20 protein-coding genes are annotated in these 23,883 nt (G+C 69.7%); 12 read left to right on the top strand and 8 right to left on the bottom strand.

What is annotated here, in order from left to right:
- Positions 1 to 28: 28 nt before the first annotated feature.
- Positions 29 to 802: an enoyl-CoA hydratase/isomerase family protein gene (locus CVV72_RS02745; protein ID WP_219150889.1), complete on the top strand. Its 774-nt coding sequence runs from the start codon at positions 29 to 31 to the stop codon at positions 800 to 802.
- Between the two features lie 69 nt (positions 803 to 871).
- Positions 872 to 2,281: a S28 family serine protease gene (locus CVV72_RS02740; protein WP_219150888.1), complete on the top strand. Its 1,410-nt coding sequence runs from the start codon at positions 872 to 874 to the stop codon at positions 2,279 to 2,281.
- A gap of 229 nt (positions 2,282 to 2,510) precedes the next feature.
- Here the strand turns inward: CVV72_RS02740 and uvrB are convergent, their stop codons facing one another.
- Together uvrB and CVV72_RS02730 are read right to left on the bottom strand one after the other, a co-directional pair.
- Positions 2,511 to 4,667 carry an excinuclease ABC subunit UvrB gene (uvrB, locus tag CVV72_RS02735; protein WP_304511367.1) on the bottom strand — a complete coding sequence of 719 codons (2,157 nt, stop codon included), beginning with the start codon at positions 4,665 to 4,667 and terminating at the stop codon, positions 2,511 to 2,513.
- A 51-nt stretch (positions 4,668 to 4,718) separates the two neighbouring features.
- Positions 4,719 to 5,984, bottom strand: a complete 1,266-nt coding sequence (locus CVV72_RS02730; protein ID WP_219150887.1) for a DUF5685 family protein — start codon at positions 5,982 to 5,984, stop codon at positions 4,719 to 4,721.
- Positions 5,985 to 6,127: 143 nt separating this feature from the next.
- On the opposite strand from CVV72_RS02730, the gene CVV72_RS02725 reads away from it, so the two are divergent.
- From CVV72_RS02725 to CVV72_RS02715, 3 genes are all read left to right on the top strand, one after another.
- Entirely contained in the window at positions 6,128 to 6,643 is a 516-nt protein-coding gene (locus tag CVV72_RS02725) for a DUF402 domain-containing protein (RefSeq protein ID WP_219150886.1), read from the top strand.
- A gap of 138 nt (positions 6,644 to 6,781) precedes the next feature.
- The gene (locus tag CVV72_RS02720; RefSeq protein WP_219150885.1) at positions 6,782 to 8,314 is read left to right on the top strand and encodes a glycosyltransferase family 39 protein; all 1,533 of its coding nucleotides are present in this window, start codon (positions 6,782 to 6,784) and stop codon (positions 8,312 to 8,314) included.
- A gap of 89 nt (positions 8,315 to 8,403) precedes the next feature.
- Positions 8,404 to 9,924, top strand: coding sequence for a glycosyltransferase family 39 protein (locus CVV72_RS02715; RefSeq protein WP_219150884.1), 1,521 nt, complete (start codon positions 8,404 to 8,406; stop codon positions 9,922 to 9,924).
- Positions 9,925 to 10,051: 127 nt separating this feature from the next.
- Here the strand turns inward: CVV72_RS02715 and coaE are convergent, their stop codons facing one another.
- Positions 10,052 to 11,236 carry a dephospho-CoA kinase gene (gene coaE / locus CVV72_RS02710; protein ID WP_219150883.1) on the bottom strand — a complete coding sequence of 395 codons (1,185 nt, stop codon included), beginning with the start codon at positions 11,234 to 11,236 and terminating at the stop codon, positions 10,052 to 10,054.
- A gap of 197 nt (positions 11,237 to 11,433) precedes the next feature.
- Between coaE and CVV72_RS02705 the strand changes: the two genes are divergently transcribed.
- Positions 11,434 to 11,667, top strand: coding sequence for a hypothetical protein (locus CVV72_RS02705; RefSeq protein WP_219150882.1), 234 nt, complete (start codon positions 11,434 to 11,436; stop codon positions 11,665 to 11,667).
- Between the two features lie 137 nt (positions 11,668 to 11,804).
- Here CVV72_RS02705 and rpsA read toward each other — a convergent pair whose 3' ends face one another.
- Positions 11,805 to 13,304 carry a 30S ribosomal protein S1 gene (gene rpsA / locus CVV72_RS02700; protein ID WP_192741575.1) on the bottom strand — a complete coding sequence of 500 codons (1,500 nt, stop codon included), beginning with the start codon at positions 13,302 to 13,304 and terminating at the stop codon, positions 11,805 to 11,807.
- Positions 13,305 to 13,608: 304 nt separating this feature from the next.
- On the opposite strand from rpsA, the gene CVV72_RS02695 reads away from it, so the two are divergent.
- From CVV72_RS02695 to CVV72_RS02670, 6 genes are all read left to right on the top strand, one after another.
- Complete coding sequence (locus tag CVV72_RS02695; RefSeq protein ID WP_219150881.1) at positions 13,609 to 14,460, top strand: class I SAM-dependent methyltransferase; 852 nt, start codon at positions 13,609 to 13,611, stop codon at positions 14,458 to 14,460.
- The gene (locus CVV72_RS02690) at positions 14,457 to 15,359 is read left to right on the top strand and encodes a GNAT family N-acetyltransferase (RefSeq protein ID WP_219150880.1); all 903 of its coding nucleotides are present in this window, start codon (positions 14,457 to 14,459) and stop codon (positions 15,357 to 15,359) included. The genes CVV72_RS02695 and CVV72_RS02690 overlap by 4 nt, the downstream gene beginning before the upstream one ends.
- Positions 15,360 to 15,379: 20 nt before the next feature.
- Positions 15,380 to 16,309 (top strand): GNAT family N-acetyltransferase, encoded by a 930-nt coding sequence (locus tag CVV72_RS02685; RefSeq protein ID WP_219150879.1) that lies wholly within the window; start codon positions 15,380 to 15,382, stop codon positions 16,307 to 16,309.
- 136 nt (positions 16,310 to 16,445) lie between these two features.
- Positions 16,446 to 17,135, top strand: coding sequence for an ABC transporter ATP-binding protein (locus tag CVV72_RS02680; protein ID WP_219153783.1), 690 nt, complete (start codon positions 16,446 to 16,448; stop codon positions 17,133 to 17,135).
- Positions 17,132 to 19,027, top strand: coding sequence for a YhgE/Pip domain-containing protein (locus tag CVV72_RS02675; RefSeq protein WP_219150878.1), 1,896 nt, complete (start codon positions 17,132 to 17,134; stop codon positions 19,025 to 19,027). The genes CVV72_RS02680 and CVV72_RS02675 overlap by 4 nt, the downstream gene beginning before the upstream one ends.
- Positions 19,024 to 19,602: a TetR/AcrR family transcriptional regulator gene (locus tag CVV72_RS02670; RefSeq protein ID WP_034315955.1), complete on the top strand. Its 579-nt coding sequence runs from the start codon at positions 19,024 to 19,026 to the stop codon at positions 19,600 to 19,602. The genes CVV72_RS02675 and CVV72_RS02670 overlap by 4 nt, the downstream gene beginning before the upstream one ends.
- Before the next feature lie 157 nt (positions 19,603 to 19,759).
- Here CVV72_RS02670 and CVV72_RS02665 read toward each other — a convergent pair whose 3' ends face one another.
- Genes CVV72_RS02665 through CVV72_RS02650 form a run of 4 tightly spaced genes read right to left on the bottom strand, consistent with a single transcriptional unit; the run spans position 19,760 to position 23,879 of the window.
- Positions 19,760 to 20,083 (bottom strand): CU044_2847 family protein, encoded by a 324-nt coding sequence (locus tag CVV72_RS02665; protein ID WP_219150877.1) that lies wholly within the window; start codon positions 20,081 to 20,083, stop codon positions 19,760 to 19,762.
- 9 nt (positions 20,084 to 20,092) lie between these two features.
- The gene (locus tag CVV72_RS02660) at positions 20,093 to 21,382 is read right to left on the bottom strand and encodes an ABC transporter substrate-binding protein (protein ID WP_219150876.1); all 1,290 of its coding nucleotides are present in this window, start codon (positions 21,380 to 21,382) and stop codon (positions 20,093 to 20,095) included.
- Entirely contained in the window at positions 21,379 to 22,467 is a 1,089-nt protein-coding gene (locus CVV72_RS02655; RefSeq protein ID WP_219150875.1) for a hypothetical protein, read from the bottom strand. Before CVV72_RS02655 ends, CVV72_RS02660 begins: the two co-directional genes overlap by 4 nt.
- Positions 22,464 to 23,879 (bottom strand): VWA domain-containing protein, encoded by a 1,416-nt coding sequence (locus CVV72_RS02650; RefSeq protein ID WP_219150874.1) that lies wholly within the window; start codon positions 23,877 to 23,879, stop codon positions 22,464 to 22,466. Before CVV72_RS02650 ends, CVV72_RS02655 begins: the two co-directional genes overlap by 4 nt.
- Positions 23,880 to 23,883 lie beyond the last annotated feature (4 nt).

The raw sequence follows: 23,883 nt of genomic DNA, 5'->3' as shown, positions 1-23,883 counted from the left end.
TCCTCGCGGGCTCGGGTACGGTCGGGCCATGGCCACCTCTTCGATCCGCGTGGACGACGAAGGCGGGATCGCCGTCGTCACCCTGCAGCACGGCAAGGCGAACACCCTCGACACCGAGTTCTGCCAGGAACTGATCGTCCGGCTCGAAGACGTCCAGCTCGGCGGCCATCGCGGCGTCGTGCTGACCGGAACCGGCGGCATCTTCTCGGCGGGTGTCGACCTGCGACGAGTACACGACGGCGGCGCGGACTATCTCGAGGACTTCCTGCCCGCGCTGTCGGACGCGTTCCTCTCGGTCTTCGGTTTCCCCGGGCCGGTGGTCGCGGCCGTCAACGGGCACGCGATCGCCGGCGGGGCGGTACTGGCCGCCGCCTGCGACCGCCGTGTCCTCGCCGACGGACCCGGCCGGATCGGGATCACCGAACTGCTCGTCGGCGTGCCGTTCCCGTTGGCGGCGCTGGAGATCCTGCGGTCCGGGTTCGGTGCCGACGTCCTCGCCGAACTCGCGTTCCTCGGCGAAACCCACCTGCCCGCGGACGCGCTCCGGCTCGGCCTGGTGAACGAGGTGACCGCGCCCGGGAACGTCGTCGAGCGGGCGGTGGAGGTGGCCAGGAAGCTCGCCGAGATCCCGGCGGCCGCGTACGCGCACACGAAGGCACAACTGCACCGGCCGTTCCACGAGCGCATCGCCGAGCACCGCACCGGCGACGACGCCCACGTCCTCGACCTGTGGAGCTCCCCCGAAGCCATCGCCGCCATCAAGGCCTACGTCGAGAGGGTCCTGCGCGGCTCGACCGGATAGGCGATTGCCCACCGGCGGGGACTCTGTGAGTATCCGACCGCTCAACAGGTCCCGATGGGGAGGGCATGGATGCGGAAGCTCACGGCCGCGTGGTCGGTTCTGGCGACAACCGTTCTCGCACTGGCCGGGCTGACCCCGGCCGCGCAGGCGGCACCCGGGGACATCGAGGACGCGCTCGGGCGGATACCCGGGCTGACCGTCGTCTCGGAGAATCCGGCGCCGACCGGGTACCGGTTCTTCAAACTCGCCTACACTCAGCCGGTCGACCACCGCAGGCCGGACCGCGGCACCTTCCAGCAGCGGTTCACCTTGCTGCACAAGGAATTCCGGTCGCCGACCGTGGTGTACACGAGCGGGTACAACGTCTCGCAATCACCCAACCGCTCGGAGCCGACCCAGATCGTCGACGGCAACCAGCTGTCCATGGAGTACCGGTTCTTCACCCCCTCCCGGCCGGACCGTCCGGACTGGGGCAAGCAGCTGACGATCTGGCAGGCCGCCGCCGATCAGCACCGCGCCGTCGAGGCGTTCAAGCGGATCTATCCGGGCAAGTGGCTCGCGACGGGCGGCAGCAAGGGCGGCATGACGGCGACCTACTTCCGTAGGTTTTTCCCGGAAGACGTCGACGCGACGATCCCGTACGTCGCGCCCAACGACGTCATCAACGCGCACGACCGCTACAACCGCTTCCTGGCGAACGTCGGCGACGATCCGGCCTGCCGGTCGGCGCTGAAGGCGATCCAGCGTGACGTGCTGACCCGGCGGTCCGAGTTCGCGGCGCTCGCCGCCGCCGACGCGGCCAAGAACGGCTACACGTTCAAGACCGTCGGCTCGGCGGACGTGTCGCTGGAGATCTCCGTGATCGACTCGTACTTCGCCTTCTGGCAGTACCAACGGCAATCGGACTGCGCGACAATCCCGAAGGCGGGCGCTCCGGCGGCGGAGGTCTACGCCTGGTTCGAACGCGTCGAGAGCCTCAACACCTACTCCGACCAGAACCTCGAGGTTTACGTCCCGTACTACTTCCAGGCGTCCTACCAGCTCGGCGCCCCCGAGTCCTACGAAGGCTATCTGCGGGATCTGCTGCGCTATCCCGGCTCCAACGTGTCGCGGACGTTCGTGCCGAAGTCGGTCGACATCCCGCGGTTCGACCATCTGGCGATGCCCGACATCGACTTCTGGGTGAAATCCCAGGGGAAGCGGCTGATGTTCGTCAACGGCGAGAACGACCCGTGGAGTGCCGAGCCGTTCAAGCTCGGCTTCGGCACGAAGGACTCCTACAGCTACACGGTGCCGGGCGGGAACCACGGCGCCCGGATCTCGCAGCTTCCCGCGGCCCAGGCCGCCGAAGCGACGAACACCGTGCGGCGGTGGGCCGGTCTGCCTCCGGTCTCTCCGGGCGTCAGCACGCGTTCGGTGCCCGCCGGGTTCCCGGACTTCGACGCCGACCTGACCATGCTGGACCGCCGTCGCCTCTGACCCGCCGTCGTGATCCGGTGGACGACACGCGTGATTGCACGGACGACACGCGTGATCAGACGGACGACTCGTGGCCGAACCCGGCCGCGGTCGTGTCGTCCATCCAGTCACGCGTGTCGTCCGCCGGATCACGTGTGTCGTCCGGTCAGTCACGTGACATCGCCGGTGCTGGACCTCGTGAGTGGCAAGGACGGTGAGAGCCGCCCTTGCCGCCCACGAGGCCATGCGGCTACTTGATGCCGGCGGCGTCCATGCCCCGGAGTTCCTTCTTGAGGTCCGCGACCTCGTCCCGCAGCCGGGCGGCCAGCTCGAACTGCAGGTCGCGCGCGGCCTGCATCATCTGGTCGGTCATCTGCTGGATGAGATCCGCCAGTTCGGCGCGCGGCATCCCGGCGACGTCCTTGTCCGCGAGCATCCCGGAACTGCGCACACGGTCGCCCTGCTCGGGCTTCTTGCCGCGCGAGGAGTTCCGGCCCGAGCCGCCGACGGCGACGGATTCCGTGTCCTCCGCCTCGCTGTAGACGCGGTCCAGGATGTCGGCGATCTTCTTCCGCAGGGGCTGCGGGTCGACACCCCGCTCCTTGTTGTAGGCGACCTGCTTGGCGCGGCGGCGATCGGTCTCGTCGATGGCGTGCTGCATCGAGTCGGTGATCTTGTCCGCGTACATGTGCACCTCGCCCGACACGTTCCGGGCGGCGCGGCCGATCGTCTGGATCAGCGACGTGCCACTGCGGAGGAAGCCCTCCTTGTCGGCGTCGAGGATCGCGACCAGCGAGACCTCGGGCAGGTCGAGACCCTCACGGAGCAGGTTGATGCCGACCAGCACGTCGTAATCGCCCGCGCGCAGCTGCCGCAGCAGCTCGACCCGGCGCAGCGTGTCCACCTCGGAGTGCAGGTACCGCACCCGGATGCCCAGCTCCAGCAGGTAGTCGGTGAGGTCCTCGGCCATCTTCTTGGTGAGCGTGGTGACCAGGACGCGCTCGTCCTTCTCGGCCCGTTCGCGGATCTCGTGCACCAGGTCGTCGATCTGGCCCTCGGTGGGCTTCACGACCACCTTCGGGTCGACCAGGCCGGTGGGCCGGATGACCTGTTCGACGAACTCGCCGCCCGCCTGCCCCATCTCGTACGGCCCCGGCGTCGCCGACAGGTACACCGTCTGTCCGATCCGGTCGGTGAACTCCTCCCAGGTCAGCGGCCGGTTGTCGACCGCGCTGGGCAGCCGGAACCCGAAGTCGACCAGGTTCCGCTTCCGCGACATGTCGCCTTCGAACATGCCGCCGATCTGCGGGACGGTCTGGTGCGACTCGTCGATGACCAGCAGGAAGTCTTCCGGGAAGTAGTCGATGAGGGTCGCGGGCGCGGTGCCGGCGCCGCGGCCGTCGATATGGCGCGAGTAGTTCTCGATACCGGAACAGAACCCGACCTGGCGCATCATCTCGATGTCGTACGCGGTGCGCATCCGCAGCCGCTGGGCCTCGAGCAGTTTGCCCTGCTTCTCCAGCTCCGCCAGCCGCTCCTCGAGCTCGGCCTCGATGCCGCCGATGGCCTTCTCCATCCGCTCCGGGCCCGCCACGTAGTGGGTGGCCGGGAAGATGCGGACCTCGTCGACCTCTTTGACGATGTCTCCGGTGAGCGGGTGCAGGTAGTACAGCTTCTCGATCTCGTCGCCGAAGAACTCGACGCGGATCGCCAGCTCCTCGTACGCCGGGATGATCTCGACCGTGTCCCCTCGGGCGCGGAAGGTGCCGCGCGCGAAGGCGATGTCGTTGCGGGTGTACTGCACGTCCACCAGCGCGCGAAGGAAGACGTCCCGGTCGAGCTGCTCGCCGACCTTCAGTTTCGTCGACCGGTCGAGGTACGACTGCGGCGTGCCGAGACCGTAGATGCACGAGACGCTCGCGACCACGATGACGTCGCGGCGGGACAGCAGGTTCATCGTCGCCGAGTGCCGCAGCCGCTCGACGTCGTCGTTGATCGACGAGTCCTTCTCGATGTAGGTGTCCGTCTGCGCGATGTACGCCTCGGGCTGGTAGTAGTCGTAGTAACTGACGAAGTATTCGACCGCGTTGTGCGGGAACAGCTCCCTCAGCTCGTTCGCCAGCTGCGCGGCGAGCGTCTTGTTCGGCGCCATCACCAGCGTCGGACGCTGGACGCGCTCGATCAGCCAGGCCGTCGTCGCCGACTTGCCGGTACCCGTGGCGCCGAGCAGCACGACGTCCTTCTCGCCCGCGTTGATCCTGCGCTCGAGCTCGTCGATGGCCGCCGGCTGGTCACCGGCGGGTTTGTACTCGCTGACCACCTCGAACCGGCCGCCTGTCCGGGGGATGTCCGTGACGGGGCGGAAGTCCGACTGGGCGAGCACGGGGTGTTCGGTTGCGAAAGCCACGTCCACCAGAGTAAGCGCTGGGTCCGACAGTTTCCGTTTCGCCTGGTCGGATCAGCAGGAACAGTCACAGCAGGAACAGCAGTCACAGTCGCAGTCACAGCTGCTGTTGGGCTTGCCGCTCCACGGGCCGGGGAAGGGATCGCGGCAGCAGAACTGGCACGAACAGCACATGTAGGTCGCCACGGCGCAGCCGAAGAAGAAGTTCCTCGGCTTCGGCGGGACCCGGAACTTCGGGACCCAGCAGCCACCGCCCTGACCGTCGACCGGTCCGCCGTCGCCGCGGTGCCTGCCCTTCTTCTTCGGCGGCTCCTGCGGTGGACCTCCGCCACCGGGAGCGCCCGCCGGCGGAGGCGGCGGCTGGTGACCGCCCTGCCGGTACTGCTGGGGCGGATAAGGCTGGTGGGGATGCTGTTGCGGCTGAGGTCCGGGTCCGATCCAGCCCGGCGGCGGTTGCTGCGGGCCGTGGCCGTGGCCGAAGGCGCGCCGCACCGCCTGCCGCAGTTCGTGGACCAGCAGCGCGTGCACCAGCTTGGGCTGGTCGAACTTCACCTCGCGAAGGGCGAGTTCGACACCGAGCACGGCGTCGTCGCACAGCCGCCGAGCCTCGGCGAGCCCGGTCCCGGTGACCGTCAGCGGGTTCCACGCGCCGGCGGCCTCGTCCTCCGCGAGGTCTTCGACGGCGTCGAGCAGATGCGCGGCCCTGCCGAACAGGCGGCCGGCCTCGGCCAGCGGCGCCGCGTTCCCGGGGCGGCCCGCCAGGACGGCGGTGTGCGCGAACGCGGCCGCCGTCGCCAGTTCGGCGGGTTCGGTGGCGAGGACGGCCGAATCACCGAGGCGGACGGCGTTTTCGATCTCGGCCTGCCGGTCGACGGCCTCGGTCAGGACCGTCGTGTCGAAGCCGACCCGGATCCCCGTACGGCTTCCCTGATCCGCCCAGCGCGTCGCGACCCGCCTCGCGGCGAGTGCGACGGAACGCCGCGCGAAGGCGCCGTCGCGGTCCTCGACGTGGTCGCTGATCTTGGCCGAGGCCAGCACGAGGGAGACCGCCGCCGCCAGCTGGGCACCACCGCCCTTCGCGACCGAAGTCCCCTTCATCGCCCGAAGCGGGCAAGGGCCGGCGTCACGACGGCCTTCCGCACGCGGCGACTGCGCTTCGACGAGCGCCGAGATGATCAGTCCGTCGTAGTTCGTCACCATTCGGGCGAGATGTCCGTGTTCGTCCCGCAACGCCAGGCAAAGGCCGCAGAGATGGGCGAGCCAGTCCGCGTGCAGACCCGCGGAAAGCCGGTGGCGGCACGGCCTGATGATCCCGAACATACGTCGACTCCCCACTCACCCCACTGGCGGAACCAGCGCACCTTATCCGGACGGGCGCCGCCGTTCCTCCGAAACCCGCGAACCGTGATCGTCCACCCGGTTGGGCGGTGGCCGCGGGCGGCGCCGCCTTCCAAGATGGGCGGATGACCGCGCTGCATCCGCCCAAGGTCGAGTACTTCGACCCGGCCGCGAAGACCAACACGGATCCCAAAGGCATCGTGAGGGACGTCGAGGAATATCGCGAAGAACCCTTCGGCCTCTACATGGCGCGGCCGACGCCGGGGCGGACCCAGTTCCACTACATCGAGTCCTGGCTGCTGCCGGATCTCGGCCTGCGGATCACCGACTTCTGGTTCACTCCGGGCCACGAACGCGATCAGGACTTCTACCTCGACGTCGTCGACATCCGCCGCGAGGACGGCGTCTGGGTGGCCACCGACCTCTATCTCGACCTCGTCCTGCGGGACAAGAAATCCGTCCAGGTGATCGACACCGACGAACTCCTCGCCGCGGTCACCGCCGGGCTGCTCTCCCCCGCCGACGCCGAACGCGCGCTCGGCGTCAGCCACACGACGGTCGACGGACTGGCCACGCACGGCCACGACCTGCGCGGCTGGCTGTCCACAAAGGACATCACACTCGGCTGGCGACGGCACTGATCCTCCGCATCCATCGATCGGTTGATCCTGGCTCATCCCTTGGGTGAGCCGATCCTGACCGGCCGATGGATCCCCGGAGGGGCGGCGCCGCGGGACTCTCGATCAAGGGCGTAACCGATCGAGAGGGGGCGGATACCCGTGGTCTTGGAGGCCGAGGGACTCCGGGAACGGTCCGGTGGACGGCAACACGCGGAGGTCGCGTCGTTCGCCAGGACACCGGTGCTGGTGATCGCCGGAGCGATGGGGGCGGTCCTCGCGGCGACGGCCGGTCGCTACGGCTATTTCGGCGACGAGTTGTACTTCCTGGCGGCCGGTCGGCATCTGGACTGGGGGTATGCCGACCAGCCACCGCTGTTGCCGCTGCTGGCCAGCCTGATGGACGCGTTCGGCGCCGATTCACCGTTCGTCCTGCGGATCCCGGCGATGCTGGCGATGGTGGCGGGCGTCGTGCTGACCGCGCTCATCGCCAGGGAACTGGGCGGCGGCCGCAAAGCGCAGACCATCGCGGCGGCGACGTTCGCGGTGTCCATCCAGATGCTCGGCAGCGGGCACTACCTGGCGACCAGCACGATCGACCCGTTCCTGTGGACGCTGCTGCTCTGGCTGCTCGTCCGCTGGGTGCGGACCCGGACGGACAAGCTCCTGGTCTGGGCCGGTGTGGTGACCGGGGTCGCCCTGAACACGAAGTTCCTCGTCGGGGGCTTCTGGGTCGTCGTACTGGCCGCCGCGGTGGCGTTCGGACCGCGTGACCTCGTCCGCCGTCCGGCGCTGTGGCTCGGCGCGGTGATCGCCACCGCGATGATCGCGCCCACCCTCGTCTGGCAGGCGGCGAACGGATGGCCGCAACTGACCATGGGCGTGGCGATCTCCCAGGAGGTCTCGGAAGGCTGGGGCGGGCGGGTCACCTTCGTCCCGACGCTGGTGCTGAGCGCCGGAGTACCGGTGGGAGCGATCCTGGTCTGCTACGGACTGTGGCGCCTGCTGCGGTCCGAAAGCCTGCGGCCGTACCGGTTCCTCGGCTGGACCGCGCTCGGCATCCTCGCCCTGTTCCTGCTGGCGAACGGGCGCTACTACTACGCGGCCGGGATGTTCGCCCCGCTGTTCGCCGCGGCGGCGGTGGAGATCGAGGCAGGCCAGGCGTCGAAGTACTGGCGCTGGATCGCCACCTGGCCGGCGTACCTCGTGGCCGCGGTGATCGCGATCCCCCAGGCGCTTCCGATCCTCCCGCGGGCGGACCTGGCGAGCGCCCCGATGTGGGCGCGGCCGGTCTTCGCCGTCGAAGAGGTCGGCTGGCGGGAGATCACGGAGTCGGTGGCGCGGGTGTACCGGACCGTTCCCGATCCGGCCCGGACCGGTGTCGTCACGGCGAAGTACTGGCAGGCCGGTGCCATCGACCACTATGGACCGGAGCTCGGGCTTCCGTCGCCGTCGAGCCCCAACCGCGGTTACGTGACGCTGCCGAGACCGCCGGAATCGGCACGGGACGTCCTCTTCGTCGGGAACGACCCTTCAGGGCTTGTGCCGTACTTCACGCAGGTCCGCGAGGTCGGCGCGCTCGACAACGGGGCCGGGATCCAGAACGTGAGCCAGGGCATGAAGATCTGGCTGGCCACCGGCCGGAACGGGAGTTGGGACACGGTGTGGCCGAAACTCGCGGACTGGGGCTTCTGAGCCGCACCGGTCCTCTCACGACCGACGCGCCACGCCGGTGGCACGTAAGGTGCGGGAGGACCGGCACCCGAGGGATCTGCGAGGAATGGATGGAAGCCGCCCGCGCGGCCGAAACACCGACCGTGTCCAGTGCGGCGTTCGCCCGGCTGCCGGTGGGGCTCCTCGCCGCCGCGGCCGCGGCGGTGCTCATGGCGACGGCGTGGCGATACGGCTACTTCGGCGACGAACTGTACTTCCTCTCCGCCGGCAAGCGGCTGGCCTGGGGTTACGCGGACCAGCCGCCGGTGCTCCCGGCCTTGGCGCTGGCGATGGACACGCTCGCGCCAGGCAACGTCTTCGTCTTCCGTCTTCCCGCGGTCCTCGCGACGGCCGCCGGAGTCGTGTTCACCGGGCTCATCGCCTACGAGATGGGCGGGGACCGCCGGGCGCAGACCCGCGCCGCCGCCGCGTACGCGATCTGCGGGCAGTTCCTCGGAAGCGGGCACTACCTGGCCACTTCGACGATCGACCCGGCGCTGTGGACGCTCATCGCTTGGCTGCTCGTGCGGTGGATGCGGACCCGCGACGACACTCTGCTGCTGTGGCTGGGCGTGGCGACCGCCGTCGCGCTGAACGTCAAGCTCCTGATCGCGACGTTCTGGGTCGCCGCCGGGGTCGCGATCCTGGTCTTCGGGCCGCGGGATCTCCTGCGCAGGCCCAAACTCTGGCTCGGCGCGGGAATCGCCGCCCTCTCGATGGTGCCGACGCTCTGGTGGCAGGCCGCGAACGGCTGGCCGCAGCTGGAGATGGGTGACGTCATCGCGCACGAGACCACCGGCGGCTGGAGCGGCCGCGCGGGGTTCCTGCCCGCACTGCTGACCGGCGCCGGGCTCGGCATCGGTGTCGTCGGTGTCCTTTACGGACTCGGGGTCCTGCTGTTCTCGGCCAGGCTGCGCGAATACCGGTTCCTCGGCTGGACCGCGGTCGGCGTGATCGCGCTGTTCATCCTGTCGAACGGCCGCTACTACTACGCGGCGGGCATGTTCGGCGTCCTCTGGGCGGGCGCTGCGGTCCACTTCGGACAGTTGCGGCCGTCCTGGTGGTTCCGCTGGATCCCGACCTGGCCGGTGTTCCTGCTTTCCGCGCTGTACACGCTCCCGTACGCGCTGCCGGTGTGGCCGTCCGCCTGGCTCGCGGAAGGCCGGGACGTCCCACGCCCGGCGTACGCGCTGGAGGAGATCGGCTGGCCGGACCTCGCCCGTTCCGTCGCGGACGCCTACCACCGGCTCCCGCCGGAACAGCGGGAGCGCACCACGCTCGTCACGGCCGGGTACTGGCAGGCCGGAGCGCTGGACCGGTACGGCGCCGACTACGGGCTTCCCGCCGTGTACAGCCCCAGCCGGGGCTTCTGGTACTTCGGTCGTCCGCCCGAGACCGCGGACAGCGTCCTGTTCGTCGGGCCGGATCCGGCCCGGCTGCTGCGTTCGTTCACCGACGCCCGGATCGTCTCCCGCGTGGACAACGCGGCCTGCGTCCGCAACGTGAGCCGGGGGATGCCGATCTGGCTGGTCACCGGCCACACCGAAACGTGGGCCGCGGCGTGGCCCGGCCTGCGAGAATTCCGGGTATGACCAGCTGGATCCGGTGGCAGGACTCGCTGTGACCGTCTCCCGAGGACGGCGGGTCACCGTGGCGCCCGGATCGCAAAGTGCCAAGCTCGGGGTGCAGGATAGCGCGGGGACTGCCGGCGGCTGAGGCCTACGGGGTCCAGCCGGTCGAGTCCGCCCAAGCGCCGGCCCGGGTGAAGGCCGCGTCGACCCAGCCCTGCTTCTCGTCGGTGTAACGCTCGACCGTCCCGTCGCCGGAGTGCTTCGCGGCCATGGCGTTCTTGACCGCCGCGTAGGCGTCGCGCTCGTCCGGGTTCCGCCGCAGCCATTCCGGGAACAGCAGCGCGAGCCGCCAGGCCGGTGTCTCCTGCGAGCGGACGTGCAGATTGACCGGGCGACGGGGGTCGCCACCGAAGTGGAACCGCTTCGGCCAGGTGCCCTCTTCGCCGTGCGCGTCGTCGAACCACTCCCCTTCCGCCCGCGGGAATCCAGCGTCGGAGAGCGCGTCGGCCAGTTCCTCGGCCTTGTCCAAAGTGGACACCGTCAGCTGGAGGTCGAGGATGTCCTTGGCGGGCAGCCCCGGCACGGAGGTCGAACCGATGTGATCGACCCGCACGGCGTTGTCACCCACCACCACGCGGATCCGCGCGAGCGCCCGCTCGGCCTGCACGGGCCAGGTCTCGTCGTACGGCGCGATCTTCGGCGACATCGGCGCACGTGGCTTGCGGAGCCGGACGTTCGCCTCGAACGGGGTCAGCCTGTCCGCCCACAGCGCGTCGACCTCGGCGAGCACGATGTCGGGCGCTCCGCTGTTGTCGAACCAGACGTCGGCCACCGCCCGGCGCTGATCGGTCGTGGCCTGCGCCTTGATCCTGGCGCGCGCGTCGTTCTCGGCCATTCCGCGCGCTTCGACGAGGCGGCGGACCCGGACCTCCTCGGGCGCGTCGACCATGACGACGAGGTGGTACATCGGCGCGAGCCCGCCTTCGACCAGCAGCGGGATGTCGTGGACGATGATCGCGTCCGATGCCGCGGCCGCCATCAGCTCCGCCGTCCTGGCGCCGACCCTCGGATGGACGATGGAGTTCAGCCGCTTGCGGGACTCTTCGCCGGCGAATGCCTTGGCGGCGAGCGCGGCCCGGTCCAGCGAGCCATCGGCGGCGAGGATGTCTTTCCCGAACGCCTCGACGAGTTCGGCGAGCCCCGGTGTTCCCGGCTCGACGACCTCCCTGGCGATCTTGTCGGAGTCGATGAGGACGGCGCCGTGCTCGGAAAGCCGGTTCGCCACCGTCGATTTTCCGGCGCCGATCCCGCCGGTCAGGCCCACACGCAGCATGCCGATCACCCTAGTGGCGCGACCAGGACCGACCGCGCAGGGTCACGGGATGCGCACATCCGGCACAGACGGAGACAAAAGGCAAGTTCATAGTGACGCGAGACTCAACCTTTATGGGTGACACGCCGGGCGGTTACCGCGCTTCGGGAGCTTGATTGCGTACCGTGCGCGGCGAAGGTAGCCCACACGGAGGAACGATGGCAGACGGTAAGCACACCGGAAGGCACCGGCTCGGAACGCCGGGCCTGGTGCACTGTGTCCTCCATCGTCCCGTGGCCGACGCCCTCGCCGAATACCGGCGCACGTGGCTGAGCGCGCTCCTCGTTCCCGCCAAGCACAGCTTCGCCGGACTCCGCCGCAAGGCCCGCGCCGCGGCGCTCGAACGCATCTGGGTGCCGTCGGTCCCGTCCGTCCGGACCGCCACCTCCTGACCCTGGCTTTCTCACGCAATTCGGCACCTACTTGCGATGATCTCGGATCGCAATTAGGTGCCGAATTGCGTAAGAAAGCGGCCCCGGTCCGTGTGGACCGGGGCCGCTCTCTGTCAGCTAGTGGCTGAGCGCCTGGATCACGCGCCGCCCGACAGCTTCTCGCGGAGAGCCGCGAGCTGCTCGTCGCTGGCGAGCGTGCCACCGCTCTTGGCCTCGGCCGGAGCGGAGGTGTAGCTCTGCTCGCCCGAGTCGCTGGAGGTGACACCGGTCGCGGCGTCCGCGGCGGCCTCGGCGTCGGCCTCGGCGGCCTTCTGGACCTGCTTCATGTGAGCCTCGTAGCGGGTGTGAGCCTCGGCGTACTGACGCTCCCACTCCTCACGCTGCTTGTCGAAGCCTTCCTGCCACTCCTGGGTGTCCGGGTCGAAGCCTTCGGGGTAGATGTAGTTGCCCTCGGCGTCGTACTCGGCGGCCATGCCGTACTGGGTCGGGTCGAACTCGGTCTCCGGCGTGACACCCTCGTTCGCCTGCTTCAGCGACAGCGAGATGCGACGACGCTCGAGGTCGATGTCGATGACCTTGACCATCACGTCGCCGTTGACCTGGACGACCTGCTCCGGGATCTCCACGTGGCGCTCGGCCAGCTCGGAGATGTGCACCAGGCCCTCGATGCCCTCCTCGACGCGCACGAACGCACCGAACGGGACGAGCTTGGTGACCTTGCCCGGCACGATCTGGCCGATCGCGTGGGTGCGGGCGAACTGACGCCACGGGTCTTCCTGGGTCGCCTTCAGCGACAGCGAGACGCGCTCGCGGTCCATGTCGACGTCCAGAACCTCGACCGTGACCTCCTGGCCGACCTCGACGACCTCGGACGGGTGGTCGATGTGCTTCCAGGACAGCTCGGAGACGTGCACCAGGCCGTCGACGCCACCCAGGTCCACGAAGGCACCGAAGTTGACGATGGACGACACGACGCCCTTGCGGACCTGGCCCTTGGCGAGCGCGTTGAGGAACTCGCTGCGCACCTCGGACTGGGTCTGCTCCAGGTAGGCGCGGCGGGACAGGACCACGTTGTTGCGGTTCTTGTCCAGCTCGATGATCTTCGCCTCGAGCTCGCGGCCGACGTACGGCTGCAGGTCGCGCACGCGGCGCATCTCGACCAGCGACGCCGGCAGGAAGCCGCGCAGGCCGATGTCCAGGATGAGGCCGCCCTTGACGACCTCGATGACGGTGCCCTTGACGGGCTCGTCCTTCTCCTTGAGCTCCTCGATCGTGCCCCAGGCGCGCTCGTACTGCGCACGCTTCTTGGACAGGATCAGACGGCCTTCCTTGTCCTCCTTCTGGAGGACCAGGGCTTCGACCTCATCGCCGACGGTGACAACCTCAGCCGGGTCGACATCGTGCTTGATGGAGAGCTCGCGCGAGGGGATGACACCCTCGGTCTTGTAGCCGATGTCGAGCAGGACCTCGTCACGGTCGACCTTGACGATGGTTCCTTCGACGATGTCGCCATCGTTGAAGTACTTGATCGTCTTGTCGATCGCAGCGAGGAAGTCTTCCTCCGACCCGATGTCGTTGATAGCGACTTGCTGGGGCCCGGCGGGGGCGGTCGGGGCGGTGGCGGTGTCGGTCGTCATTAGGCGGGTTGCTCCGGTGGATGGGAAGTAGTGGGTTTGCAGTTAGGGCACCATGGGCTCTTCCGGCATGAGGCGACCACATAAGCAAACGTCCACAGGGAACGACCGCGAGCATCACCGCATCCGGTACGCGACCCCCTGACCCGGACGCTGAGCGAACCGGGGGAAAGAGTAGCGCGAACCCACTGCGCTAACAGATATCCTACGCGGCCCCCTGTACACGGCACAATCAGGGTCGCCCCCACGATCACGGCGGGCGGATAAACTGTCCCGCGCAGCCCTGACCTGGGGAAAGGATATCGGTTTGAGCCAGCAGTCCGTCACCGAGCCCGAACGGCACGCAGAGGCCGAGGAGCGGCTCGGCACCGCGGGGGTCGCCTACCGGGCGGTCTCGGCGCCGGAGGCCACCGCCGCGAACCTGGCTTGGTGGGACGCCGACGCCGACGACTACCAGGCCACCCACGGTGGCTTCCTCGGCGACGCGGACTTCGTCTGGTGCCCGGAGGGTGTCCGGGAGGCCGACGTCGCGCTTCTGGGTGAAGTCGGCGGCAAGCGGATCCTCGAGGTCGGCTGCGGACAGGCGGCGTGCTCGCGCTGGCTCGCCGCGCAGGGCGCCGACGCGGTGGCGACCGACCTGTCCGGGGGCATGCTCCGGCACGCGAGGGAGGGCAACGAACGGACCGGCACCCCCGTCCCGCTCGTGCAGGCGACGGCGGAATCCCTCCCGTTCGCCGACGCGAGCTTCGACGCGGCCTGCTCGGCCTTCGGCGCGGTGCCGTTCGTGGCGTCGGTGGACATCGTGTTCGCCGAAGTGCACCGGGTGCTCCGGCCGGGAGCCCGCTGGGTGTTCTCGGTGACCCATCCGATGCGCTGGATCTTCCCGGACGATCCCGGTCCGCAGGGTCTCACCGTCACCCAGCCGTATTTCGATCGCACGCCCTACGTCGAGGTCGACGAAGCGGGCGTCGCGACCTACGTCGAGTACCACCGCACCCTCGGCGACTACGTCCGCGCGCTCGCCGACTCCGGGTTCGCGCTGACCGACCTCATCGAGCCCGCCTGGCCGGAGGGCCACTCCCGCACGTGGGGGCAGTGGAGCCCGTTGCGCGGCAAGCTCTTCCCCGGCACGGCGATCTTCTGCACCCAGCGGGGATGACCCCGGCGGCGGAGCGGCAGCGGGCGCGGTTCGCCGCGCTCGATCCGTCGCTCCCGGCGCCGCCTCCGCTCCCGGCCGGAGAACCCGTCGAGGCGGGCGGCGCCTTCGGGACGATCGCGCACGTGCGATTCGCGGCGGGGGCCTGGCAACGGCTCTGGAGCCCGGCACATCTGCAGATCCTCTCCGCGGTCCTCCCGCTCGACGCCGGAGCGGGGATGAGCGCCCTGCTCTCCGCCTGGCGCGAGCGGATCGCGCTCGCCGACGCCGAACCCGATTCGTCGTGCACCCTCACCTGGCCCAGCCGTGACGTCGCGGTGTCGCGGGCATTGCTCGACCACGGGCTCGCACCGCAACTCGCGCTGGCCGTCCGGGCGCCCGCGGCGGGCGAGGCGTATTCCGTCCCCGGCGTGACCATCCGGGCGTCGGGCCATGGCGACCTGGAAGAGATCGTCGGTCTGCGCTTCGAAGAACTCCGCTACACCTCGCTGGTCGGTCACGGTGTCGTCCGGCCGGGGGCCGAGGCCCTGCTCGCGGAGGAGGTCCGGCGCGGCCTGCAGTTCGGCGGCCGTGTCTGGATCGCCGAGGAGGAAGGCGTCACGGTGGGGATGGTGAGCGGCGGCAGGCGCTCCCCGATCCCCGGAGACGCGCTCGCCGGGCGGCTGCCCGCGGGCGAATGGGGCTATGTCGGAACGCTCGCGGTGACCGCCGCCGCGCGGGGACGCGGGATCGGGCGCGCGCTGACCGCCGTCGCGCACGACGAGCTGTTCTCGCCGTCACTGCGCGGTACCTTCGTCTCGTACAATCCGGCCAATCCGCTCTCCCCGGTGTTCTGGCACCGGCAGGGTTATCGTCCACTGTGGACGACGTGGGCCGTCTGCCCCGCCTCCGCCCTGCGGTAGCGGTCGACCCTGGGGACGGGATGGAAATCGAGAAGGCGTTGTTCGACGCGCACCGCGCCCGGTTCGCGGCGATCGACCGGCTCCTGCCCGATGCCGCGCCGCCCCCGGTCGGCGGCGAACGCGTGGACGCCGCCACGGCGGCGGGCGTCCAGGTCACCGGGGTGGTGCAACGTCAGCTGCACGGTCCGGACGACGTCACCCTGCTCTGGTCGGCCGCCGACGCGCGGCAGCTGTTCCCGTTCGTCGGGGACACCGGCACCGAGGGCATGGACGTGCTGCTGCGCGCGTGGCGGACGCGGATCGACGCCGAAGCGCCCGGCGAGGATTCGGCCTGCGTGATCAACTGGCCGAGCCGGGACGCCGAGGCGATCCGCGCCTTCCTCGACCACGGGCTGGTGCCGATGTCCGCGCTGGCCGTGCGCACCGGGCGCCGTCACGACGATCCGGGCGCCGTCGGCGTGACCGTCCGCCGTGCCCGGCACGAAGATTTCGACACCCTGCTCGGGCTGGCCGTGTCGACGCACGACTACATCGGCCAGGTCGCCACCCGGTACCGCCCGAACGCCGCCGAACTGCTCGCCCCGGCACTGGAACTCGCCCTCGACAAGGACGCCCCGCTGCTGTGGCTGGCCGAACGGGACGGCGTGATCGCCGCGTTCGCGCACGGCGCCTGGATCACCTCGTCACCGGGGTCGGCCGAGGCCGAACTCCTCCCCCACGGCCACTGGGGGTACGTCAACAACGTCGTCACCGTGCCCGCCCTGCGCGGGAGCGGCCTCGGCCGCACACTGATGGCGGCGGTGCACGAAGAGTTCGCCGCGGGCGGCGCGGACGGCACGTACCTCTACTACAACCCGACCAACCCGCTCTCTTCGGTGTTCTGGCACCGCCAGGGTTATCGTCCACTGTGGACGTCCTGGGAGGTCCATCCGGCTTCGGCCCTGCGTTAGCCCGTCCGGTTTGCGGGGGTTTCGTCACTCTTGCGTGTGACGTGGGCCCCTCACGGTTGTGCGCCTCCCAGGTCAGGGCTAACTTTTGAACTGACCAGTCAGTTTAAGTTCCGTGTCACCGACCTGGGAGTTCTTCGTGCGGGTTCAAGCCGACAGGGTGTCCGTGACCGGACCCCACGGCACGTTGCTGTCGCCTACTTCGCTCACCGTTTCGGGCGGTGAGCTGGCGATCGTGCACGGCGAGCCAGGGGTCGGCGTCACCGCCTTCGGGCTGGCGCTGGCAGGCAGGCTGAAGCCCGCCACCGGGACGGTCACGGTCGAGGGCGGCGATCCGCGGAAGGTCGTGGCGATCGTCGACTCCCCCGGCGTGAGCGAGCCGGACGGCGCGTTGTCGCTGCAGGTCGTCGTCGGCGAGGAACTCGAACTGGCGAAGCGCCCGGCGAACAAGGCCGCCGTCGCGAGCTGGCTGGCCGAGCACGACGCCGCCGCTTTCGCCACCACCCGCTTCGAAAACCTCGAACCGGTGACGCGGACGCGGCTGCTCACCGCCCTCGCCGCGGACCGCAAGGGGGTCGGCGTCCTCGTGCTCGACACCCCGGACCGGCACACCAGCGACGTCGACAGCTGGGCGAAGCTCGCCCGCGAGCACGCCGAGCGCGGCCTCGCCGTCATCGTGCTGACCGCCACCACCCCGGTTTCGGCCCTGCCGGAGAAACCCGCCCGCTGCGGCGCCCTCGACCAGCCCGACCCGGTGCGCTGCGCGCCCGTCGAGCCCGAGCCCGCCGAAACCGCGGAGATCGAAAAGACCTCAGGAGACCAGGAATGAACCCCGTCCGGATCGCCGCCAACGAGCTGCGCCGGCTGAGCAGCGGCACCCTGCCGAAGCTCGCCATGGCCGCGCTCGTCCTGGTGCCGCTGCTCTACGCGTCCTTCTACCTCTACGCGAACTACGACCCGTACTCGCGCCTGGACAAGCTGCCCGCCGCCGTCTTCACCGCCGACACCGGCGCGAAGGACTCGGCCGGCGCGGAACGCAACGTCGGCCGCGAGGTCACCGACGAACTGGTCAAGTCCGGCACCTTCCAGTGGCACGAGGTGTCGCCGGAGGAGGCCGCGAAGGGCGTTCGTGACGACAAGTACTCGTTCGCGATCGGCATCCCGCGCGACTTCTCCACCGCGCTGCTGTCGTCGGGCAACTTCCAGCCCCAGCAGGCGACGATCACGCTGACCACGAACGACGCGAACAACTATCTGTCCGGGACCATCGCGAAACAGGTGGCCGAACAGGTTCGCAAGACGATCGCGGAGAAGGTCGGCAGCGAGGCCGCGGACAAGTTCCTGGTCGGTTTCTCCACGATCTACGGCAAGATCCAGGAAGCCTCGAACGGTGCTTCGCGGCTCGCCGACGGCGCGGTCAAGCTCAAGTCGGGACAGCAGCAACTGGCCGACGGCGCCTCCCAGCTCGCCTCCGGCAGCTCCCAGCTGGCGACCGGGCTCGGCACCCTGAAATCCAGTACCGCCGAGCTCCCCGCGCAGACGCAGAAGCTCGCCGACGGCGCCGGTAAGGTCGCCGACGGGAACCAGAAGGTCGCCGACGCCGCCTCGCTCGCGGCGACGGCCTCCGGGGACATCCAGGCCAAACTCGACGGTTACCGCACCCAGCTCGCGCAGGACCTGCGCGACCTCGGCGCCCCCGAGGCGAAGGTACAGGAGATCCTGAGCCGCCTCGACACCCTCCGGTCACCGGTCGACCAGGCGAACACGAAGATCCAGGGCGCGAACAGCCAGCTCACCCAGCTCGCGTCCGGCGCGCGGCAGGTTTCCGACGGCGCGCATCAGCTGGCCTCGGCCACGCCGCAGCTCACCAGCGGCATCGCGCAGGCCGCCGACGCGTCGAACCAGATCCGTGACGGCGCCGCGAAGCTGAACGACGGCGAGAAGTCCGCGGTCACCGGCACGAACCAGCTCGCCGACGGCGCGGTGCAACTGCGCGACGGGCTCGCCGCCGGCCTCAAGGAGATCCCGAACCCGGACGACCCCACCCGCGCGGCGACCGCCAACACCATCGCCGACCCGGTGGCGGTCAGCTCCTCGGGCGTCGCCTCGGCCGGGACCTACGGCGCGGGTCTCGCCCCGTTCTTCATCTCACTCGCGACCTGGATCGGCGCGTTCGTGCTGTTCCTGTTGCTGCGTCCGCTGTCGACTCGCGCGCTGACCGCGGGCGCGTCGCCGTTCAAGGTCGCGCTCGGCGGCTGGCTGTCCTCGGCGCTGCTCGGGATCGCGCAGGTGATCGTGCTGTTCGGCGCGGTGACCTGGCTGGTCGGCATCGACGTCGCGCATCCGCTCGGCGCGATCGGATTCGCCGTACTGGTGTCGCTGACCTTCACGTCCGTGGTGCACGCGCTCAACGCGTTCTTCGGCGCCGTCGGGAAGTTCCTCGGCCTGGTGTTGCTGGTTCTGCAACTGGTCAGCGCGGGCGGCACGTTCCCCTGGCAGACCATCCCGGACGCGTTGTACCCGTTGCACATCGTGCTGCCGATGGGGTACGCGATCGACGGATTCCGGCACCTGCTCTACAGTGGCGCCTCGATGGAGATCCTCGGTGACATCGGCGTCCTGGTCGCGTATCTCGTCGGCGGGATCCTGGTCTCGACGTTGGCGGCGCGGAAACGGCGCACCTGGACGGTTTCGGCACTGAAACCCGAGCTGGCGTTGTGAGTCCCCGGGGTGAGGCGACGAAGCAGAAGCTGTTCGAGGCGACGCTGCGGCTGTCCGCCAGCCGCGGCCTCGTCGGGCTGACGGTGGACGACATCGCGGCCGAGGCGAAGGTCGCGAAGGGCACCGTCTACTACAACTTCGGCAGCAAGGACGGTCTTGTCGACGCGCTGCTGCGCTACGGCGTCGGCGTGCTCGCGGACCGGCTGCGCGCGGCCACCGGCGACGGCGACCCGATGGACGTCATCGAGTCGCAAGTGGACGGTGCGCTGGAGTTCATCGCCGAATACCCCGGTTTCTCGCAGATCCTGGTGAGCGAGATGTGGCGCACGCCCGGCACCTGGCACGAAACGCTGACGCTGCTGCGCGAGGAGATCATCTCGATCGTGCGCGAACAGCTCCACCGGCTGGACGCCGCCGGGCGGCTGCCCGACGGCGTCCAGATCCCGACGGCGGCGGCCGGGTTGTTCGGCACGATGCTGGTGGTCGCCCTCGACTGGCAGGTGTTCCAGCCGAAGCGGACGCGGGCCGATGTGCGGGAATCGGTGATGGTGCTGATCCGGGGCCTCGGGCGTTAGCCGTAACTCGCGTGATCGAAGGCGTAACTCGCGTGCTTGGACTCGTAACTCGCGTGATCGGAGCCGGAAGACACGGTGGGGACGTGTTACGGCTTCAAGCACGCGAGTTACGGCTCTGATCACGTGAGTTACGGCTTCGAGCACGCGTGATCCGGGTTCAGGCTTCGGTCTCCCTGGTCCACTTCAGCTTGACCTCGAAGTTCCCCTCCAGGCCCGTTTTCGCGATGACCGCGCCCGCCTGCGCGGTCAGCTTGACGCCGAACTTGAGCTCGACCTCGTCCGGCCCCCTGGTCATCGACCGGAAGGTGTCCAGCGCCGCCACGGCCGCGTCCTTGACGTTCGCGAGCGCCGCTTCGAAGGATCGTTCGGCGTCGTCGACCAGGTCGTCACGCCGGGAGACCCGGGCGGTGCCGGGGACCGGGTCGATCTCGACGACCACCGAACCGCCGCCTTCGAGGGGGAACCGCGCCAGGTCGTTCACCGATGCTCCTCACTGTCCACAGTGGATTTTCAGCCATTCGCCGGGCTGGATGCTCTTCCGGACGTCGTCGAGTTGTTTCAGCAGGATCTCCAGGCGGTCCCGGTTGCTCAGGTACTCCAGGACCGCACGGTGGAACGCGCCGGTCATCGTCGCGGGCATCAGGTCCGACGCGTCGAAGCACAGCGCGGACGCCGTGGTGATCGTGTCGGCGACCCGGCGGCTGACCTGGTCCGGATAGACGTCGAGGCCGAGCTTCCGGTTGGCGGAGAAGGCGTTCGCGCGCGGTATCGACGGCCAGATCCGCTGTGCCTTCTCCGAAGCGAGGAATGCGATCAGCTTCCGTGCACCGGGGGTGTCCTGGAACATCCCGGCGAGGTCGGCGGCGACCTCGGAGACGTCCCGACCCGGGAAGGTGAGGAAATCGAAATCGGTGCCGGGCTTGGGGAACGTCCCGTCCGGTCGCGGGAAGTTCTGGTACCGGCTCATGATGAACGACGCCTGATGTTCGAGCGCGCAGCCGGGCGGATCGGTGAACATCGGCTTGCCCGCGTCGCCGAAGTCGGTCAGCAGGGCGGCCGCGGTACCGCCGCGGATCGCGGCGGGCTCGAGCAAGGAACCCCAGTCCAGCCAGGCCTGTTTGACCTCGGGCGACGTCCATTCGAGGCCGCCTGCCGCCCACTGCCAGTACTTGCCGGGGCCCGCCGAGTGCAACAGGATGTCCTCGATCCAGTCGGTTCCCGGCCAGCCCGAGGCGGGCGGGGCACCCATCCCGACGCACCAGGGCGTGCCCCCGGCGGCCGCCAGCCCGGCGGAGTACGCACGGAGCCCGGCGAACGTCGTGGGACGGATCCCGGTCAGCCGCGCCGGGTTGTACCAGATCAGGCTCTTCAGATCGGCCTTCACGGCGACCGCGTACACCTTCTCGGTGCCGATCTGCTGCAGCGTGACCCATTGCGGGCTGAACGACCGGGTCACCGCGGCGGAGAGGTCTTCGCCGAGCGGCAGCAGGTCACCCGACTTCTGGTACTTCGCCAGCACCCCGGCGTTGGGCAGAACCGCGACGTCCGGCGGCGTGCCGCGCTGGACGTCCGAAGCGAGCACCTGATCGACGGCACGGGTGCCCTCGTAGAGGTAGTCGATCCCGGTGTCGGCCTTGAAAGCGTCCAGTACCTGGCGGAACGCCCTCTCCTCCTCTCCGGTCCAGGACGCGAGGACGACGACGGGCCCGTTGTCCGCCGACGCCGAACAGCCGCCCGCGACCAGCGACAGCGCCATCACCAAGGCCAGCAGGCGTTTCACGGGCGGTACCGGTATTCGTCGATCCTGGCGTGCAGGCCGAGCAGGACGAGCCCGCCCGCGAGCAGGGTGCCCGCCGGGATCAGGAATTCCCGCCCGCCGGATTCGGCCGCGGCGGAGGCGTCGGCCGCCACCGCCCTCGCGCCCGCCGTGGCCACCCGCGTGTTGTCGGTCGACGGCGCGGAGGCCTGCCGAACCCGCTCCCGGAAGCCGTCGAGGGTCACACCGCATCCCTGCTCCTCGTCGCAGTACCCGGCCAGCAGCTCGGCGAGCCGCCGCTGGCCTTCGTCGTCGGCCGCCTGGATCTGCGCGGCCCGCGCGGCGGCGACGCCGTCGAGCCGCTCCCCGACCGAGTCCAGCCGGTCACGGCTGACCAGGGTGAACACCAGGGCGACCCCGATGGCGGCGATCAGCACGGTCGCCGCGAGCAGCGGGAGGTTCGCCACGCGGCGGAACCGTTTCCTCAGATACAGCTGGGTGAAGACCAGCAGGACGAGCAGCGCGAGCACCGGCAGAAGCCACAGCGGGAGCATCGCGAGGCTCATCCCGGTGGACGCCAGCTGCCGGTTGAGTGCCTCGCGTTGCCTGCCCTGCAACAGATCAAGCTCCTCCAGGACACCGCCCGGAGCGTGCAGCAACCGCGAGGCGTGCCAGAGGTCGACCGCGCCCAGCACAGCCGCGTCCGGCTGACGGAAGTGCACGTCGGCCTGCCCGATGGAACCCGAGTAGGCCGCGACCTGGCTTTCGATCACCTGAAGCGCGTTACCGCCTTCCTCGCCCGCCTGGTTGAACTCCGCGACCCTCGCGAGACTTTGGCTCGCCAGCGCCAGCTGGTTCGAATATTCCTGCCCCGGTCCGGCGAGCCTCGCCTCGCCGGAGGCGAAACTCGCGATCGCCGCGGCGTCGGCGGCCACCAGCGCGGCCCGGGCGGCGGTCACTTCGAGTACCGCTTGCGCGGTGCGGTCGCGGACGGTCTCCGCCGTGTTCTGGACGTTCTGGAACGCCCACAGCGACACCACCAGTACCGCGAGGGTGAGCGCCAGCAGTCCGGTGCGGAGCCGGACCAGCCGCACCCGGGTGGCCGTCACGAAACCGCCTCGCCGAACGGTCTACCGCAGCCGACGCAGAAGTTCGCCCCGGCGGGCGAAAGCGCGGGGCAGGCGGCACAGGCGAGCGGTGTTCCTCCGGGCATCGGCCGATCTTCCTGCGGACGAGCGATTTCCGAAACCCTCGACGGGATGACGACGTGCAACGCGTGACTGCGCGTCGCGTCCGGGCGCAGGCGCACGATCCCTTTCTCCGCGTCGACGATCTCCACCACCCCGGAGAGACGGCTCAGCGTCTCCTCGTCACCCGCGGAGGTGGCCAAGGCGACCGCTCGGCCCCAGTCCCGTTCGGCGCCGGCCCGGTCTCCCGCCGCGTAGGCGTCGCCGCCCGAGGTCAGCGTCTCGCCGAGAGCGGCCTGGGCGGTGTACTTCGAAATCATCGGGTGAATCAGCGTCGGCGGGACAGGGTCGCGGGTCCACCTCCCCGCGATGGCCAGCGCGTCCTCCTCGACCGTGGCTCCGGGCACGGGAACGAGTTCCGTCCACGCCAGCTGGCGGTCCTGCCCGTGCCTGGGTTCGAGGTCCGGATCGAGATCCAGGATCAGCTGGTAATCCCGCGTCTCGTCGCTCGCGAACGAACCGAGCGACAGCTCCAGCTCGCGGACGGCGACCTCCTGGCACCGGTCGGTGAGGTCGTACTCGTCGGGAAAGACCTGCTTGATCGACCGCAGCCTGCTGAACGGCATGGTGCCGACGCGCAGGCGGACCTCGGGCAGCACCTTCGTCATCGCACTTTCGACCAGCCGCCGGAAATCCTCGGCGAGTTCGTCGTCATCGACGACCGAGTCGACGTTCCCGCGCAGCACCCGGCCGATCTGGGTGAGTTCGGCGGGCTCCCAGCCGTCGCCGATCCCCCTGGCGTCGCAGACGAACCGGCCCTCGCAGCTGTTCAGCACGCTCATCAGATCGGCCCTGGTCTGCGAATCGTTGCGGCCGTCGGTGAGCAGGATCGCGTGGCGGACGGCGCCGGGCACGAGTTCGAAGAGGTCGCGTGCCTTGGCGAGCCAGGCACCCATCGCGGTGCCACCGACGGCCGCGAGGTGTTCGACGGCGGCACGTGCCTCCGCCCGGGTGGCCGCGGAGGCCGTCACCAGGCCGTCCTCGGCCGGGTAGATCATCTTCGCGCGATCGGTGCCCTGGACGACGGCGAATCGCACGCCGTCGGGCAGGACGTCGATGGCCGCCGCTGCCGCCCGCCGGGCTTCGCCGATCTTGGTGCTGGGGAAACGCATCGAACTGGAGCAGTCGATCATCAGGACTTCGGCGGCCGTCGCGGCCACGACCGCCTCACCGCCGCGGGAGACGACCCGGACGATCGCGGTCATCGCCCGGTCCCCCTCGGCCAGGAACTTGTTCTGGTGCACCTCGAGCCCCAGACTCGGTTCCCCGCTCATCGCT

This window comes from Amycolatopsis sp. TNS106, assembly GCF_019330265.1.
Taxonomy (GTDB): Bacteria; Actinomycetota; Actinomycetes; order Mycobacteriales; family Pseudonocardiaceae; genus Amycolatopsis; species Amycolatopsis lurida.
The sequence above is the reverse complement of the archived record's forward strand: the minus strand, read 5'-3'. Positions and strand labels throughout refer to the sequence as shown.

Excerpts from the sequence above, each read along its gene's own strand:
- CVV72_RS02745 (WP_219150889.1), top strand. The coding sequence starts at position 29 with ATGGCCACCTCTTCGATCCGCGTGGACGACGAAGGCGGGATCGCCGTC.
- CVV72_RS02740 (WP_219150888.1), top strand. The coding sequence starts at position 872 with ATGCGGAAGCTCACGGCCGCGTGGTCGGTTCTGGCGACAACCGTTCTC.
- CVV72_RS02730 (WP_219150887.1), bottom strand. The coding sequence starts at position 5,984 with ATGTTCGGGATCATCAGGCCGTGCCGCCACCGGCTTTCCGCGGGTCTG.
- CVV72_RS02725 (WP_219150886.1), top strand. The coding sequence starts at position 6,128 with ATGACCGCGCTGCATCCGCCCAAGGTCGAGTACTTCGACCCGGCCGCG.
- CVV72_RS02715 (WP_219150884.1), top strand. The coding sequence starts at position 8,404 with ATGGAAGCCGCCCGCGCGGCCGAAACACCGACCGTGTCCAGTGCGGCG.
- coaE (WP_219150883.1), bottom strand. The coding sequence starts at position 11,236 with ATGCTGCGTGTGGGCCTGACCGGCGGGATCGGCGCCGGAAAATCGACG.
- CVV72_RS02705 (WP_219150882.1), top strand. The coding sequence starts at position 11,434 with ATGGCAGACGGTAAGCACACCGGAAGGCACCGGCTCGGAACGCCGGGC.
- rpsA (WP_192741575.1), bottom strand. The coding sequence starts at position 13,304 with ATGACGACCGACACCGCCACCGCCCCGACCGCCCCCGCCGGGCCCCAG.
- CVV72_RS02690 (WP_219150880.1), top strand. The coding sequence starts at position 14,457 with ATGACCCCGGCGGCGGAGCGGCAGCGGGCGCGGTTCGCCGCGCTCGAT.
- CVV72_RS02685 (WP_219150879.1), top strand. The coding sequence starts at position 15,380 with ATGGAAATCGAGAAGGCGTTGTTCGACGCGCACCGCGCCCGGTTCGCG.
- CVV72_RS02675 (WP_219150878.1), top strand. The coding sequence starts at position 17,132 with ATGAACCCCGTCCGGATCGCCGCCAACGAGCTGCGCCGGCTGAGCAGC.
- CVV72_RS02650 (WP_219150874.1), bottom strand. The coding sequence starts at position 23,879 with ATGAGCGGGGAACCGAGTCTGGGGCTCGAGGTGCACCAGAACAAGTTC.